The sequence below is a fragment of the Pseudomonas sp. 14P_8.1_Bac3 genome (assembly GCF_025466085.1).
Lineage (GTDB): Bacteria > Pseudomonadota > Gammaproteobacteria > Pseudomonadales > Pseudomonadaceae > Aquipseudomonas.
Map to the genome: position 1 here is coordinate 322,421 of NZ_JANLOD010000049.1, position 15,832 is coordinate 338,252.

The 15,832-nt window shown below is 62.1% G+C and carries 13 protein-coding genes and 1 pseudogene; 7 read left to right on the forward strand and 7 right to left on the reverse strand.

All coding sequences use genetic code 11. The features are described 5' to 3' along the window. Nucleotide 1: 1 nt before the first annotated feature. The 3 genes and pseudogenes from NTD84_RS15765 to NTD84_RS29905 all read right to left on the reverse strand — a co-directional run. On the reverse strand, nt 2-2,389 hold the full coding sequence (locus NTD84_RS15765; protein WP_262167154.1) for a DUF3772 domain-containing protein: 2,388 nt from the start codon (nt 2,387-2,389) through the stop codon (nt 2-4). A 210-nt stretch (nt 2,390-2,599) separates the two neighbouring features. Continuing rightward, on the reverse strand, nt 2,600-3,784 hold the full coding sequence (locus NTD84_RS15770) for an acetyl-CoA C-acyltransferase family protein (protein WP_262167156.1): 1,185 nt from the start codon (nt 3,782-3,784) through the stop codon (nt 2,600-2,602). Nucleotides 3,785-3,960: 176 nt separating this feature from the next. Beyond that, a pseudogene (locus NTD84_RS29905) lies at nt 3,961-4,047 on the reverse strand (outer membrane lipoprotein carrier protein LolA); the annotation flags it as partial. A 104-nt stretch (nt 4,048-4,151) separates the two neighbouring features. On the opposite strand from NTD84_RS29905, the gene NTD84_RS15775 reads away from it, so the two are divergent. Continuing rightward, a complete protein-coding gene (locus NTD84_RS15775) occupies nt 4,152-4,373 on the forward strand; it encodes a hypothetical protein (RefSeq protein WP_262167159.1) in 222 nt (73 codons plus the stop codon). Here NTD84_RS15775 and NTD84_RS15780 read toward each other — a convergent pair. Then, nucleotides 4,370-5,272 carry a LysR substrate-binding domain-containing protein gene (locus tag NTD84_RS15780; protein WP_262167161.1) on the reverse strand — a complete coding sequence of 301 codons (903 nt, stop codon included), beginning with the start codon at nt 5,270-5,272 and terminating at the stop codon, nt 4,370-4,372. The two genes, NTD84_RS15775 and NTD84_RS15780, sit on opposite strands and share 4 nt — an antisense overlap. 144 nt (nt 5,273-5,416) lie before the next feature. On the opposite strand from NTD84_RS15780, the gene NTD84_RS15785 reads away from it, so the two are divergent. Then, nucleotides 5,417-6,718, forward strand: a complete 1,302-nt coding sequence (locus tag NTD84_RS15785; protein WP_262167163.1) for an NAD(P)/FAD-dependent oxidoreductase — start codon at nt 5,417-5,419, stop codon at nt 6,716-6,718. A gap of 52 nt (nt 6,719-6,770) precedes the next feature. Continuing rightward, nucleotides 6,771-7,859 (forward strand): polyamine ABC transporter substrate-binding protein, encoded by a 1,089-nt coding sequence (locus NTD84_RS15790; RefSeq protein ID WP_262167164.1) that lies wholly within the window; start codon nt 6,771-6,773, stop codon nt 7,857-7,859. Nucleotides 7,860-7,907: 48 nt separating this feature from the next. On the opposite strand, the gene chrA is transcribed toward NTD84_RS15790, so the two are convergent. Further along, entirely contained in the window at nt 7,908-9,116 is a 1,209-nt protein-coding gene (chrA, locus tag NTD84_RS15795) for a chromate efflux transporter (protein ID WP_262167166.1), read from the reverse strand. Between the two features lie 158 nt (nt 9,117-9,274). On the opposite strand from chrA, the gene NTD84_RS15800 reads away from it, so the two are divergent. The 4 genes from NTD84_RS15800 (at nt 9,275) to NTD84_RS15815 (ending at nt 13,555) form a co-directional block, all read left to right on the forward strand. Beyond that, nucleotides 9,275-10,246, forward strand: coding sequence for a tripartite tricarboxylate transporter substrate binding protein (locus NTD84_RS15800; RefSeq protein WP_262167168.1), 972 nt, complete (start codon nt 9,275-9,277; stop codon nt 10,244-10,246). Beyond that, nucleotides 10,243-10,737, forward strand: a complete 495-nt coding sequence (locus NTD84_RS15805; protein WP_262167169.1) for a tripartite tricarboxylate transporter TctB family protein — start codon at nt 10,243-10,245, stop codon at nt 10,735-10,737. Before NTD84_RS15800 ends, NTD84_RS15805 begins: the two co-directional genes overlap by 4 nt. A gap of 23 nt (nt 10,738-10,760) precedes the next feature. Further along, the gene (locus tag NTD84_RS15810) at nt 10,761-12,269 is read left to right on the forward strand and encodes a tripartite tricarboxylate transporter permease (protein ID WP_262167170.1); all 1,509 of its coding nucleotides are present in this window, start codon (nt 10,761-10,763) and stop codon (nt 12,267-12,269) included. Nucleotides 12,270-12,556: 287 nt separating this feature from the next. Continuing rightward, complete coding sequence (locus NTD84_RS15815; RefSeq protein WP_262167171.1) at nt 12,557-13,555, forward strand: bile acid:sodium symporter family protein; 999 nt, start codon at nt 12,557-12,559, stop codon at nt 13,553-13,555. A gap of 3 nt (nt 13,556-13,558) precedes the next feature. On the opposite strand, the gene NTD84_RS15820 is transcribed toward NTD84_RS15815, so the two are convergent. Continuing rightward, on the reverse strand, nt 13,559-15,124 hold the full coding sequence (locus NTD84_RS15820) for an aldehyde dehydrogenase (NADP(+)) (protein WP_262167172.1): 1,566 nt from the start codon (nt 15,122-15,124) through the stop codon (nt 13,559-13,561). A gap of 6 nt (nt 15,125-15,130) precedes the next feature. After that, nucleotides 15,131-15,760 (reverse strand): isochorismatase family cysteine hydrolase, encoded by a 630-nt coding sequence (locus NTD84_RS15825; protein WP_262167173.1) that lies wholly within the window; start codon nt 15,758-15,760, stop codon nt 15,131-15,133. Nucleotides 15,761-15,832: the final 72 nt, after the last annotated feature.

Genomic DNA, 15,832 nt, shown 5'->3' on the forward strand with positions numbered 1-15,832 from the left:
TTCACACCGTGGGTGCCGGCTTCGCCAGTTCGATGCCGGCGGCCCCCAGGCGCTTGAGGATTTCAAACAGCAGGTCGCTTTTGGTGGCGCCGACAATCCTCGGGCTGCCGACGTAGCCGGTGACGGTCAGCGTGATGCCTTCGGGCGTAAGCTTGCTGAACCGCACCATCGGCGCCGGTTTCTCCAGAATGGTTTCGTGCTCGCAATAGGTGTTGTAGAGCAGGTTTTTCACCTGTTCGGGGTCGATGTCCAGGGGGAAGGTGAGTTCGAGTGTCGCCACTCCCTGGGCGCTTCCGCCCAAGGTCACGTTGCGCAGGTTCTGCGAGATCAGCTGCGAATTCGGGACGATGACGATCGAGCGGTCGCTGAGCTGGATTTCCGTGGCTCGCACGTTGATTCGTCGGATGTCACCCTCGACGCCACTGATGCTGATCAGGTCGCCGACCTTCACCGGGCGCTCGGTCAACAGGATCAGGCCGGAGACGAAATTCTTGACGATCTCCTGCAAACCAAAGCCAATCCCCACCGACAACGCACTGACGATCCAGGCCAGGTTGGTCCACTGCACGCCCAGGGACGACAGGGTCATCAGGATGACCAACGCGTAGCCGATATTGGCAAACAGCGTGGTAAGCGACATGCGCATGCCCGGGTCCATGGCGGTCTTCGGCAGGAACTCCTTGTCCAGCCAACGGCCAAGGGTACGAATCAGGTAGATGCCGATCAACAGGGCCAGCGCGGCATTGAGCAAGTGACCGGGGATGATGTTGAGCTTGCGCAGCCCGGCGCCGCCGAGAATGGAAAAAACGTTGGTGAGCAGTTGACCGAGGGTCGTGCCGATACCGCCAACGAACAGCGTGATGATCGCCAGGAGCAACAGCCCGGCCCGACCGGCTCCTGACAGAATGATCGAGATCTGCTCAAGGCGACGGTCTTCGATGCCCAGCATCTGCTTGAGCGCCTTGCCGCTCGCGCTTTTGGTGGAGAACAGGTACTCGCAGGCATCCCTGAAACACTGAATCAGCAGGTAGAAACCAGAAAGAATGATGAAGCCCCAGACCAGTTCATAGGTGATGAACCTGGCGAGGGACACGTAACCGGTCAGCAGCGCGACCAGGCACACAAACATCGCCAGGCTGGCAAAGCTGTAGATCAGCCCGGCGAAGGTGGTGCCCGCTTCGGCGGCGGTGCCGGTGGCTGCGACGGATCTTCGGACCTTGCCGGTGCGCACCAGCAACACAATGAAAATGCACGCGACGATCAGCGCGACGATCCCGCGGCCGGCGATCACGACCCCGCTGCTCATGCCGGTGGCATTGGTGATCTGGATCACCGTCACCAATACCAGCAGGGTGCCGGCCAGAATCCTGGGAAACGGTTTCAGTGTCAGCGCCACCGCATCGGCCATCATCGGCAGCCGCCAGGAAGGGTGATGCGTGGACAACAGGGCGCGGCTCAGCGCAGTGATCAGCACGCAGGTGTAGGCGACTTTTTCGAATTCCTGGGAGAACGTCGTCAGCATCGGCGTCAGGTCTGTTTGGCGCGTGATGGTATAGAACAGCAGTTGCAGGGCCAGGCCGACGGTCAGCACCGTAGCCAGCACCGACGCCAACGCAAGGGAGCTGCGGCGCAAGCGTCCTTCCGGCATGCGGTGGATGCACAGCCAGGTCAGGCCGCGTTCGGCGACCCGGCGGCCCAGCGTCCAGATGACCAGCGCGAGCAGCAGCAGGACGCTGGTGATGAGGCGCTGGCCGGGTTGCCATGCCGCTTTGACGACCTCAGCCGCCTGGTCGAAAAACGTCTTGAAGCGCAGCCGGTCATCCATTGACGGGTTGAACAGCGGTGACCAGAAACCGGGATTGAGGATGCTTCGGGTGCTCAGGGTCAGTTCGTTTTCCAGCAGGTTGCGTCGCAGGCCGGCGATCTGGGTGAGCAGGTCGGTCGCACTGGTTTTCAGCGCAGTCAGGGTTTTGAGGGTCGCGTCGACCTTGTTCTTTTGCTCGGTGAGCGTCGCTCGTTGCGTGGCGATCTCGGACTGTTCGGACGCAGCTTCAGTGTCGGGAACCGGCCCGAGCACGCCGAGTTGCGTGCGCAGCTGGGTCTGCAGGGGAAGCACCGAGGCGGTCAGACGATCGATGTCCAGCAGGAACATCTGGACTTGGTCCTGAGGGCCTTCCAGCTGATTGTAGTTGTCCACCACCGAGATTTGCTGTTTGAGGCTGTCCAGGCGGAGCTGCAATGCCTGGAGATCGCTCGGGGAAACGGTGAGGACCGCGGCGGCTGATCGAGGCGCGGAAGCGTCCGCGAGGTCTGCCGCCGAGAGCATCCCGGGGCCCGCTCCGAAAAGCGTGAGCGCGACGAGGATCATGGCTCTCAGTGCATGGCGCATAGGCGTGCCTGACTCTGTGGTTAGTCATCCAGCCTATGAGGTTAGGTCAATAGTTTGATTCGTGGGGGCCGCAGGACGAGCGTGCTCGCGATGGTGATAAACGATCACGCGCGTTTCCTGGTTGAACGCGGCGTTCTTGAGTCCATCGCGAGCACGCTCGCTCCTACAGAAGGCACGTGTGACCTGCCCCGTGGAGCGGGGCAGGGGGCGTCAGACGCGTTCGAACAACACGGCGATGCCCTGGCCGCCGCCGATGCACATGGTCGCCAGGGCATAACGGCCCTGGACGCGGATCAGCTCGTGGATGGCTTTGGTCGCAATGATCGCGCCGGTGGCGCCGACCGGGTGGCCCAGCGAGATTCCCGAACCGTTCGGGTTGACCTTCTCCGGATCGAAGCCCAGCTCCTGCGCCACGGCACAGGCTTGGGCGGCGAAGGCTTCGTTGGATTCGATGACGTCCAGGTCGGCTACGCTCAGGCCGGCGCGTTTCAGGACCAGGCGGGTGGCTGGAATCGGACCGAGGCCCATCAGTTCCGGCTCGACACCGGCGTGGGCGTAGCCGACCAGCCGGACCATCGGCTTGAGGCCCTGGGCACGCACCATTTCGCCGGTGGCCAGGATCAGCGCGCCCGCGCCGTCATTGAGGCCGGAGGCGTTGCCGGCGGTGACGCTGCCGTCTTTCTTGAAGGCCGGCTTCATCTTCGCCAGTTGTTCGGCATTGACCTCGCCACGCACGTGTTCGTCGGTGGCGAACGTCACGGTGCCTTTGCGCGACGCCACTTCGATCGGCACGATCTGGCTGTCGAACCGGCCTTCGGCAATCGCTCGCGCTGCGCGCTGCTGGCTGAGCATGGCCAATTCATCCTGGGCCTGGCGGCTGATGCCGTAGCGCTCGGCGATGTTTTCCGCGGTGATACCCATGTGGAAACCGGCAAACGGGTCTTGCAGCACGCCGAGCATGTAGTCGATCGCCTGCATGTCGCCCATGCGCGCGCCCCAGCGGGCTTGCGGCAACAGGTACGCGCCACGGCTCATGGACTCGACGCCACCGGCCAGCGCGGCGCCGGCATCACCCAGCATCAGGCTTTGTGCGGCACTGACAATCGCCTGCAAACCGGAGCCGCAGAGGCGGTTGACGTTGAAGGCCGGCGTCTCTTTCGGCAGCCCGGCATTCATCGCCACCGCGCGGGAAATGTAAGCGTCACGTGCTTCGGTCGGGATGACGTGGCCCATCACCGCATGGCCGATGTGCTCAGGCGCCAGCCCGGAGCGTTCGATGGCGGCGCGGCAGACGTCCGTCGCCAGTTGAATCGGCGGCACGTCCTTGAGCGAACCGCCAAAACTGCCGATGGCGGAACGGACGGCGCTGATGACGTAAATGTCGGATGGGTTCATGTGGGTTTCCCTGGTTCGGTCTGGTGCGCGGTTGGCGCTGTCATGGGGGAAAGAGTCTAGGGGCGAGGTCGATGTTGGCCTATGTCGAAAGTGCTCAAGGGGGGTGGAGTTTTTTGCCATTTCGGCTTCGGATTTTTAGATCCCGTAAGCGATTTCTGCCCTGCGCCCGGAGCCTCTGTAGGAGCGAGCATGCTCGCGAAAAACCTGAGAGCGCCGCGGGGCATCTGGTTTCCCGCGTTATCGTTGACGACCATCGCGAGCATGCTCGCTCTTACAGGGGATTGTGCTGGTTTGCCGTATGTCGGGCGCAGGGAACGGTCACCCGCGCGTGAATTTCCAAACAATGACTAACTTTGGGGATTTGACCATGACCGACGATCTGCGACGTCAATCTCTGGCGGCCTGGTACAAACTCCTCGCGACGCCCGAGATCCGCATGGATGTGGAGGAGCAATACGACGAGTTGCTCAAGGCCGCCGATGAGATGGAACGGGCCGGGCTGATCAGCAGCGCTGAATGGCGCAAGCTGGTGCGGGAGGCCGGCGTGGCGTTTTCCAATGCGGTGGAAGGTGTGGGCGGAGGCACCTAAGGCTTGGCCGTAGCCTGTTCGGCCTGCTGCGCAAACCAGTGCAGGACCAGCGCGCAGGCCGGATGCGCTGCCGCTGCAGGTTGCAGGTTCAGCGCGTAGACTCCCCGGGTTTCCAACGCCGGCCCGAATGGAATGACCAGCAGCCCCCGTTCAATCGATTCCCCCGCCAGTGTCCGGTCCGTCATCGCCACGCCCAATCCCCGCGCCGCAGCATCCAGCGCCAGTTCATCGAGGTTGAACGGAATGTGCCGGTAATCCTCCAGCGGCCCGCCATCATTGGCTGAAAGCCACTGAAACCAGTCATTCCGGTCTGCCGAGCGATGCAATAACGGAAAATTTACCAAGTCCTGCACCGACGCCAGTGGCCGCGTCGAATGACCCAGGCCGGGGGCGCACACCGGCACCAGCGCTTCCTTGAACAGCGTCAGGCAATCCGGATCACTCGACGGATCGGGCAGATAGAGAATGTAGGCATCACTGTCGGCGGCAGGCTCTACCACTTCCGTCGCCACGGTTTCGATCGACAGCGAAACCTCCGGATGACTTCGATAGAACTCGCTCAACTTCGGCAGCAACCAGCGCACGGCCAGCGACACATGCATGCGGATACGGAACGGCCGCTCCTGCGGGGCGAGCCGATCCTCCAGGGTTTTCAGTTGCGCGAGGATAGTGCGCGCAGTGCCCAGCACCTGCTCGCCTTCCGCTGTCAGCGCGACATTGCGGCTGTTGCGCACAAACATCGGCACTCCAAAATGACTCTCCAGCAGCTGAATCTTCCGGCTGACCGCACTTTGTGTCAGGCACAGCCGGAGCGCCGCCTGGGTGAAGCTGCCCGAGTCGGAGACTTCCACCAGCGCCTGCAAGGCCTGGAGCGAGGGAACGTGGCGAATTTTATCCATGCGATTTCTGAATGACTCGATGAGTTTATAACGTTGGTTGTATCACCACAGGCCTTATAGATTCTAGCTCTGGCGAGCATCTTTGGAAAACCAGCATGCGATTCTGGCATCGCTCGCCGAATGACAGTCGAATTGAGGTGTGGCATGACCAATGAATGTGGCTGGATTGCGCAGGCGGGTAGTTCACCCGCGCGCCGTCCTCTCAATGGCACGGAAAAAGCCGACTGGCTGATTATCGGTGCCGGTATCACCGGGCTGAGTGCCGCGCACTCGCTTGCAGAAATGCACCCTCAGGCGCGGATCGTGGTGGTTGACCGGCAGCGTGCGGCCCAGGGTGCTTCGGCGCGCAATTCCGGCTTCGTGGTTGGCCATGAACATCCGACCCGGGATGAGCTGATCGGGCACCGCGGCTTTGCCGGTTATGAGGTGGATACCGCGATTTCACGCGCCGCCAGTGACGAGGTTCGCCAGCGCATCGCCCGTCATGGCATTGAGTGCGACTTCCGCGATGCCGGCTATTTCTTCGCCGTCAGCGATCCGGGCAAGTTGACAGACGTCGAGGCCAAACTGGCGACGTTGCGCGCCGTCGGCGCCTCCGCGCAGTTTTTGCACGGCGAACCGCTGAATCAAATACTTGGCACCCGGCACTATCAGGCCGCGATCTGGTGTGGCCAGGGCAACGCGCTGTTGCAACCGGCGAAGTACGTGAAAGGCCTGCTGGAGGCGTTGCCGGAAACCGTCACCGTCTTCGAAAACACCGATATCACGGGGCTGGAACGTCTGGGGCAAGGACGAATTCGCGCCACTGGCAGCGTCGGCAACATCGAAGCCAAGCAGGTGCTGGTGTGCCTGAACGCCTTCATTCCCCGTGCCGGGATCGACGACAGCGCCACCTTCCCGATGGAACTCAGCGCCAGCCTCACGCGACCGTTGAGTGATGAAGAGTTCCAGTCCATCGGCGCTGTCGAGCCGTGGGGCGTGCTCTCTACCCGGCCACTCGGCGCCACGGTGCGGCTGACTCCGGATCGTCGGGTGATGATTCGCAACACCGCGGAATACCGTTCCCGCGACCTGAGCAACAGCGAGCTGCTGCATCGGCGTAAACACCACGTGCTGGGTTTGCAGCGGCGCTTTCCGTTCCTCGGCGAGCAGGACATCCAGTACACCTGGACCGGCCATTTGAGCGCTTCGCGCAGCGGCCAGCCTTATTTCGGCAAGGTCGAAGAGGGCGTGTTCGCCGTGGCCGGCTGCAATGGCTCGGGTGTCGCGCGCGGCACGCTGTGGGGCCGGTTGCTGGCGCAAATGTCCTCCGGCGCTGACTCGCCACTTCTCGAATCGGTGATGCGCCGAGCCCAGCCGGGCTGGCTGCCGCCGCGGCCGTTACTGGATATCGGTGCCATGCTTCGTATGCGTGTGGAGGCGGTCAGGGCCAGAACAGAAATCTAGACAACCCGACGATCAAAAAAACAACAAAAGCTCATCAACCAGGTGATTGAACATGCGCATGAACACACTTCCCCTGATGGTCGTACTGACCACTTTATCGGCCGCTGCCTGTGCAGATGAAGTCGTCAATATTTCCAACTGGAACAGTTACATTGCCGACGACACGTTGCCTAGTTTCACCAAGGAAACCGGGATCAAGGCGATTTACGACATCCATGACAGCAACGAAGTGCTGGAATCGAAACTGATGACCGGCAATACCGGCTACGACGTGGTCAGCCCGTCGAACCATTTTCTGTCGCGCCTGATCAAAGCCGGCGCCATTCAGAAGCTCGACAAGAGCCAGTTGCCCAACTGGAAAAACCTCGACCCGGCATTGATGAAAAAACTCGAAGTCAATGACCCCGGCAACCAGTACGGCTATCCGTACATGTGGGGCACGGCGGGGATTGGCTACAACGTCGAGAAGATCAAGGCCATTTTCGGCAACACCGACGTCACCCATTCCTGGAAGCTGTTTTTCGACGAGGAGAACATCAAGAAGCTCAGCCAGTGCGGCGTGGCGATCATCGACAACCCGACTCAGGTCCTGCCGATCACCCTCAACTACCTGGGGCTGCCACCCCACAGCCACGAACCGGCGGACTACAAGAAAGCCGAGCAGGCGCTGCTGAAAATCAGGCCATACGTGCAATATTTCCACGCGTCCAAGTACATCAGCGACCTGGCGAACGGCAACGTCTGCGCGGTGATCGGTTTCAACGGCGACGTCGTCCAGGCCGCCGCCAGCGCCAAGGACGCCAATAACGGCATCGATATCGCCTATTCGATCCCTGACGAAGGCTCGACCCTGTGGTTCGACATGGTGGTGATGCCGAAAAGCGCACCGCACGAGAAGAACGGCTACGCCTACATGAATTACCTGCTGGACCCACACGTCATTGCCAACATCAGCAACAGCATCCATTACGCCAACCCCAACCTGGCGGCGGATCCGTACGTGACCCCGGCAGTGAAGCAGGACCTGGCGATTTATCCGCCGAAAAGCGTGCTGGACAAGCTGTTCACCGTCGAAGAACTGCCAGCGGCGATTGCGCGATTGAGCACGCGCCTGTGGACCAAGCTGAAAACCAATACCTGACGCGGGGTGCCTGTTCCTCGGGTTGCAAGGGGGCGACTCGAGGAAGGGCTATCCGCTGAAGCTCAACAACCATCCCGCGACCCCGCAGCCGATCACCACCAGCCACGGCGGCAGCTTCCAGAACATCAAGGCCACCAGCGCGATCAAGGCCAGGCCGAAGTCTTGCGCGTTGAGAATGGCGCTGGTCCACACCGGCTGATAGAGCGCGGCCAGCAACAGCCCGACCACCGCGGCGTTGACCCCGATCAGTGCGGCCCGGGCGCGTTGGCTATGACGTAACCGTTCCCAAAACGGCAGGGCACCGAGGATCAGCAGAAAGGACGGGGCGAAGATCGCCAGCAGGCCGATCAACCCGCCAATCCAGCCCGAGGGCGCAAGGTTCATCGAGGCGCCGAGGAACGCGGCGAAGGTGAACAGCGGGCCGGGAACAGCCTGCGTGGCGCCATAACCGGCGAGGAAGGCATCATTGTTGACCCACCCCGAAGGCACCACTTCCGCCTGCAGCAGTGGCAGCACCACGTGGCCGCCGCCAAACACCAATGAACCGGTGCGGTAGAAGGCTTCCACCATGGCAAGGGTTTGATTCGGCACGAGCTGGTTCAAGAGTGGCAGGCCGATCAGCAGGGCAAAGAACAGCGATAGCCACACAGCGCCAGCTCGCCGCCCAACAGTAATGGGCAGAACGTCATGCCCGGCAGCCTGCGTGGGCTTGAAAAGGAGTAGACCCGCGACGCCAGCGACGGCAATCACGCTGACCTGCGCCCAGGCGGACCGCTCGAGCAGGACAACGCAGGCGGCGATCATCATGACGGTGACGCGTGTGCCGTCCGTGCACAGCTTGCGCGCCATGCCCCACACCGCCTGAGCGACCACCGCGACGGCCACCACTTTCAGTCCGTGTAACGCGCCGGGCGAGAGCGCGGATCCTTGGCGGGAAATACCCAGTGCGAACAGGATCAGCGCAACGGCTGACGGCAAGGTGAAGCCGGCCCATGCGGCCAGCGCTCCGCGGTATCCCGCCCGAGACAGGCCCAGGGCAATGCCGACCTGACTGCTGGCAGGCCCCGGCAGGAACTGACACAGCGCCACCAGGTCGGCGTAGCTGCGCTCGCTCAGCCAGCGTCGGCGTGTGACGAACTCCTCGCGAAAATAGCCCAGGTGCGCGATGGGGCCGCCAAAAGACGTCAGGCCCAGACGCAAGAAAATGATAAACACCGACCACGCGCTGCTGCGCTCATGAGCACGGGAATCGGCCATGCAGATGCCTTCCTGAAATGAAGTGATTCACTGTTGTGTGTCGCCATTCTAACCATGGCCTACGCTTATTCCGAGATGGAAGTTTGACGCTCAGGGTCGCGGCCCTGAGCGACGTGCAACCGGTGCCCCATAAAAACAAGAGTCCTGGGAGAAAACGCATGTTCGCTTTGTTACGTCGATCCGCCCTTTACCTGGCTGTGGTGGTCACTGCCACGGCTCTCGCGGCACCTGCATCCGCACTCGACACGGTCAAATTCATGGCCCCCGGTTCGGTCGGTGGCGGCTACGACCAGACGGCCCGGATCCTGGGCAAAGCCTTGATCGAAGCCAAGGTGGCAAAGTCCGCCACGTTCGAAAACAAGGGCGGGGCAGGGGGCACGCTGGGCCTGGCGCAGTTCGCCAACAGCACCAAGGGCGACCCGAACGCGTTGCTGGTGGTTGGCGCGATCATGGTCACCGGCATCGAGCAGAACAACCCGCAGATTACGTTGAAGGACGTCACGCCGATTGCTCGCCTGTTTACCGAATACAACGTGATTGCCGTACGCAAGGAGTCCGAATTCAAAACCCTGGACGACCTGCTGAAAGCCTTCAAGGAAAAACCGACGAGTATTTCCTGGGGCGGCGGCTCCAAGGGTTCTATCGATCACATCGGCATCGCCGAATTGGCCGCGAAAATGGGCGTCCCGGTGAACAAGGTCAATTACGTGGCCTTCGCCGGCGGTGGTGAAGTGGTGGCGCAGGCCCTGGGCGGGCAGATCAAGGTGATCACCGGCGGTTACGCCGAACTGGGTCAGTACATCAGGAACGATCAGTTCCGCGTGCTCGCCATCGGCGCACCGGAGCGCATTGCCGGCATCGATGCGCCGACGCTCAAGGAAAGCGGGTACGACGTGGTCATCGGCAACTGGCGCGGTGTCTACGGTGCCGCGGGCCTCACGCCCGAGCAGCGCAAGGAAGTGACCGACGCGGTAGTGGCCGCCGCCGATAGCAACGTCTGGAAAGACAATATCGAAACCAACAAATGGTCAGCCAACGTCCTGACCGGTGACGAATTCGGCAAGTTCGTCGACGCCGAGCATGTGCGGCTGCGCGCGATGCTGGTCGAGGTCGGGCTGGTTGCGAAATGACTCCGTCCCGCCCAATTGTGCCGGTGCAGTTGGCGATCGGCATCGGCGTGATCGTCATCAGCGTCGTACTGGCGTACGGCGCCTTTTTGTTCCCCGAAGAAATGGGCTTCGTCATTCTCGGTGCGGATGTGTATCCGTACGCTGTCGCGGCATTCCTCGCGGGGGTGGGCGCGGTGCTGAGCTATCAGGCGGTCACGGGTGGTTTTCGTGAGCTGGCCACTCACGACGACGAGTCCGCCAAGGTGTTGCCCGGTGGCAAAGCGGGGGTGGCCTGGGTGACGGGCGGCCTGATAGGCGTGGCCGCACTGATCAATCTCATCGGCTTCGTCCTTGCGGCGGCTCTGTTGTTCGCCTGCTCCGCGCGGGGCTTTGGCAGTCGCCATCCGTTGCGTGATCTCGCCATCGGTGTCGCCCTGACGCTGCCGATCTATTGGCTGTTCAATGCCGGGCTGGGGGTTTCCCTTCCACCGCTTGTCAACGTCTGGATCTGACCGGGCCGAAGGAGATCAACAGGGTGGATATTCTCGCAAGCCTGGCCATGGGTTTTTCCTCGGCGCTGACGCCGATCAATCTGATGTGGGGGTTCATCGGCTGCCTGCTCGGCACCGCCATCGGCGTATTGCCGGGGATCGGTCCGGCGCTGACGGTGGCGTTGTTGTTGCCGATTACGGCCAAGGTCGATCCCACCGGCGCGCTGATCATGTTCGCCGGCATTTACTACGGCGCGCAGTTCGGCGGCTCCACGACTTCCATTTTGCTCAATACGCCGGGGGAGTCGTCGTCCATGGTCACGGCCCTGGAAGGCAACCTCATGGCCCGTAACGGCCGGGCGGGACCGGCGTTGGCGACGGCGGCCATTGGTTCGTTTGTCGCCGGCACGATTGCCACGATCCTGCTGACCCTGTTCGCGCCGATTGTGGCGAAACTGGCGCTGAAATTTGGTCCTGCGGAGTACTTCGCGATTCTGGTGCTGTCGTTCACCACGGTGTCCGCCGTGCTCGGGGCCTCGATGTTGCGCGGCTTTGCATCATTGGGCATTGGCTTGACCGTGGGCCTGATCGGCCTGGATTCAACTTCGGGTATTGCTCGATACACTCTGGGCGTGCCGGAGTTGGTCGATGGGATTGAAGTGGTGCTGGTGGCGGTCGGGTTGTTTGCCGTGGGCGAGGCGTTGTACAGCCTGCTGTATCAGAAAGAAGAGGCGAGCGGCCGGCACCGCCTGACCTCGCTGTGGATGACCCGCGCCGACTGGAAACGCTCGGTGCCGGCCTGGTTGCGCGGCACGCTGATCGGTTTCCCCTTTGGCTCGATCCCGGCAGGTGGCGCGGAAATTCCGACATTCCTGTCCTATTCGACCGAGCGCAAACTCAGCAAATACCCGAAGGAATTTGCCGCCAGCAAGGGGGAGGGTGCCATTGAGGGTGTCGCCGGTCCGGAAGCGGCCAACAACGCCAGTGCGACTGGCTCGCTGGTGCCGCTGCTGACGCTTGGCATCCCGACGTCCGCCACCGCGGCGATCCTGTTGGCGGCGTTCCAGAACTACAACCTGCAACCGGGGCCGCTGCTGTTTGAAACCTCGGGCGAACTGGTCTGGACCCTGGTGGCGTCGCTTTATATCGGCAACGTCATCCTGCTGGTGCTGAACCTGCCGTTGGTGGGGCTGTGGGTCAAACTTCTACAGATCCCCCGGCCTTACCTGAATGCCGGGATTCTGGTGTTCGCGACCATTGGTGTGTATGGCATGCGCCATTCTTCATTCGATTTGTTGCTGATGCTGGCGATCGGTTGGGGCGGGGTGCTGATGCGCCGTTTCGATTTCCCCGTTGCGCCGGTGATCGTTGGCATGTTGCTGGGGCCGATGGCGGAGAAACAACTGCGCAATGCGTTGTCGATCAGCGAGGGCGACTGGACGGTATTCCTGACACAACCGATTTCTGCGGCGTTTCTGGCGTTGACGCTGCTGGTGCTGGTGGTGCCGCATCTGCTGCATGCCCGTGGGATCAAGTTGCAAGAGGATGATTGAGTGGTCCACAAGGCATGTATCGCGTGATCGGAATCACGCAAAAACCTGTAGGAGCGAGCAGGCTCGCGATGGAGTGTCAACCGACACGGGCATTCAGGCAGCCCGCGTTATCGTTATCCACCATCGCGAGCGTGCTCGCTCCTACAGGCAAAAAGGTTTATCCAACAGGCCTGGCAAACTCCAGTGTGTCCGTTAGCCGACATCTACTGGCTTACTAGCGTTAGTCGGAAACCACCAGGCACGATAGAGTCAGCATCACCGTTCCTCGCAACCGCCGGATGCTGCCCATGACCCGCCCCCGTTTCCTCCCCGACAACTTCACCCTGACCCTGATCGGCGTGGTCGTGCTCGCCAGTCTGCTGCCCGCCAGTGGCCAGGTCGCGGTCGGGTTTGGCTGGCTGACCAACAGCGCCATCGCCCTGCTGTTTTTCCTGCATGGCGCCAAACTGTCCCGTGAATCGATCATCGCCGGCGCGGGCCACTGGCGCTTGCATTTGCTGGTGTTCAGCCTGACGTTCATCCTGTTCCCGCTGATCGGCCTGGCCCTCAAACCGCTGCTGTCGCCGCTGATCGGCGACGATCTGTACATGGGCATGCTCTATCTCTGCGCGCTGCCTGCCACGGTCCAGTCGGCAATCGCATTCACCTCCCTGGCGCGGGGCAATATTCCGGCGGCGATTTGCAGTGCGGCGGCTTCCAGCCTGTTCGGGATTTTCCTGACGCCGTTGCTGGTAACGTTGCTCCTCAACGTGCACGGCGAAGGCGGTTCGACCCTCGATGCAATCCTGAAGATCAGCGTGCAGCTGTTGCTACCGTTCATTGCCGGCCAGATCGCCCGGCGCTGGATTGGTGCCTGGGTCGCGCGCAACAAGAGCTGGTTGAAGTTCGTCGACCAGGGCTCGATCCTGCTGGTGGTCTATGGCGCGTTCAGCGAAGCGGTGAACGAAGGCATCTGGCACCAGATTCCGCTCTGGGAGTTGGCCGGTCTGGTGGTCGCCTGCTGTGTCGTCCTGGGCCTGGTCCTGCTGGCGTCCACCGTGCTGGGCAAAGCCTTTGGCTTCAATCAGGAAGACCGCATCACCATCCTGTTCTGCGGTTCGAAGAAAAGCCTGGCGACCGGTGTGCCCATGGCCCAGGTGTTGTTCGCCGGCAGCACCATTGGCGTACTGATCCTGCCCCTGATGCTGTTTCACCAGATTCAGCTGATGGTCTGCGCGGTCCTTGCACAGCGCTATGCCAATCGCCCGGAGACCATCCCGGAACTGCTGGCTCAAGTCGATCCCTGAGACCTATCGGCCGTCCATGAGTCGAGGCAGTTGCAATGGATTGCCCTCTCGCAGTGCCTCAGGCAACAGCGCGTCCGGGAAGCCCTGATAAGCCACCGGACGCAAGAAGCGTTCGATCGACGTCATGCCCACCGAAGTAAAGCGACTGTCCGACGTGGCCGGAAACGGTCCGCCGTGGACGGTGGCGTCGGTCACTTCCTGCGGATGAGCAAAGGCGTTGACAACAATGCGCCCGGTGCGACGCTCCAGTACCGGCAGCAAGCGTTGGGCCAGCGGAAGATCGTGTGCCTCAAGGTGCAGGGTGGCGCTGAGCTGGCCCTGCAGCGAGCGCGCCACGGCGATCAGTTCCGCATCATTGTCGACCGTCACCAGCAGCGCGGAAGGACCGAACACCTCCTGCGACAGCACCGCTTCGCTGAGGAAGTGTTGGCCGGCGACCTCAAGCAACGCCGCCTGGCCGTCAAAATCGGCGTTGGCGACAGCGCCTTCAGCAATGCGACGTGCACCGGCGTTCTCCAAAGCAGCGAGGCCGTTGAGGTACGACGCATGAATCCCCGGCGTCAGCATTGTCCGCGCGGCGGCGTCGGATACGCGTTTGACCATGGCGTTGCGTAACGCGTCCAGGCCCGGGCCTTTGATCGCGATCAGCAAGGCGGGCTTGAGGCAGGCTTGCCCGACGTTGACCAGCATGCGCTCGATAAACCCATCGCCGATCGGCGCCCCGCGCTCGGCCAACGCAGCCGGCAGGATGAACGTCGGGTTGATGCTGGTCATTTCAGTAAACACAGGGATCGGATCGGGCCGCTGTTGCGCACGGCGATACAGGGCCATGCCGCCCTGTTCCGAACCGGTGAACGTCACCGCCTTGATCAGCGGATGATCGACCAGCGCCTCACCGATGGTGTTGCCGCTGCCGCGCACCATCGAGAAAACCCCCTCGTGCAGGCCGTGGTCCAGCACCGCTTTCTGGATCGCCCGCGCCTGGATTTCCGAGGCGCCGGGATGGGCGTTGTGCGCCTTGAGGATCACGGTCGCACCGGCGGCCAGCGCCGACGCGGTATCGCCGCCGGCCACCGAATAGGAAATCGGAAAGTTGCTCGCGCCGAAAATCGCCACCGGGCCAATGGCGATTTTCTGCAGGCGATGGTCCATGCGTGGACGCGGTTGACGATCCGGCTGGGCCGGATCGATGGCCAGTTGCAGGAAGCGGCCTCTGCGCACCACTTCGGCAAATTGACGAAACTGCGTGGCGGCGCGGGTGGCTTCGCCTTCGAGCTGCGCTTGCGGCAGACCCGTTTCGAGCGCCGCGCGGCCCGCAAGCTCTTTGCGCACGGCCTCAAGATTGTCCGCAATGCTCTCGAGGAACGCCGCGCGCTGGCTGAGCGAGGTGTGGCTGTAACTGTCGAATGCTTCGTCGGCGAGGATCGCGGCCTGGTGGACTTGCGCGGCGCCACCCAAGGCGAAGTCCGGTTCGATCAGTTGCTGGGACGCGGGGTTCAGCGCTTGCATCGTCCCTTCGGTCGCCGGCACATCATGCGCACCGATGATCAGGTGTCCTGTCAGTTTCATCGGCGGTCACTCCTGGCCTGTGAGGGTGGCGATGAGTTCGTTCGTCGTCACGATCGAGTGGGCGAACGTCGGGCCATTCAGCTCATGGGCGGCGTGCATCATTTCCGGGCGGAACGCGGCGGTCGCATCACGCACCAGGGTGACGTGGTAACCCAGTTCGGACGCGTAGCGAGCGGTTGCTTCGATACAGGTATTGGCCAGCAAACCGACGATGATCACGTGGGTGATGCCTTTCTGCTTGAGGCGAAAATCGAGGTCGGTATTGGCAAAACCGCTGGAGCCCCAATGTTCCTGGACGACGATGTCGCCGTCCTTCGGCGCGAAATCGGGGTGCCATTCACCGCCCCATTCACCACGGGCGAAGTGGTGCATGTGCATGATCTTGCACTGGGTCGGTGTCGGGTGATCCCAGCCGTCGTAGTCGCCGTGTTCCCAGCGATGGTGCGGTACGATGACGACCGGAATGTCCTGGGCCCGCACCGCGCGGTCGAGGGCGCGCAGGTTGTCGAGCAGGCCGACTTGCTCGGCGATCGGCTCGATCAGGGGGAAGACCTTGCCGTTTTCCGAGAGGAAATCGTTGTACGGATCGACCAGCAGGTAGGCGGTCCGGTTCAGCGGATAAAGGGCGTTCGACATGACGAAGTGCTCCACGAAAAGATGAATGACCGGTGCCGAGACTTGCCTCGGTATCGTGTTGATATGATAATC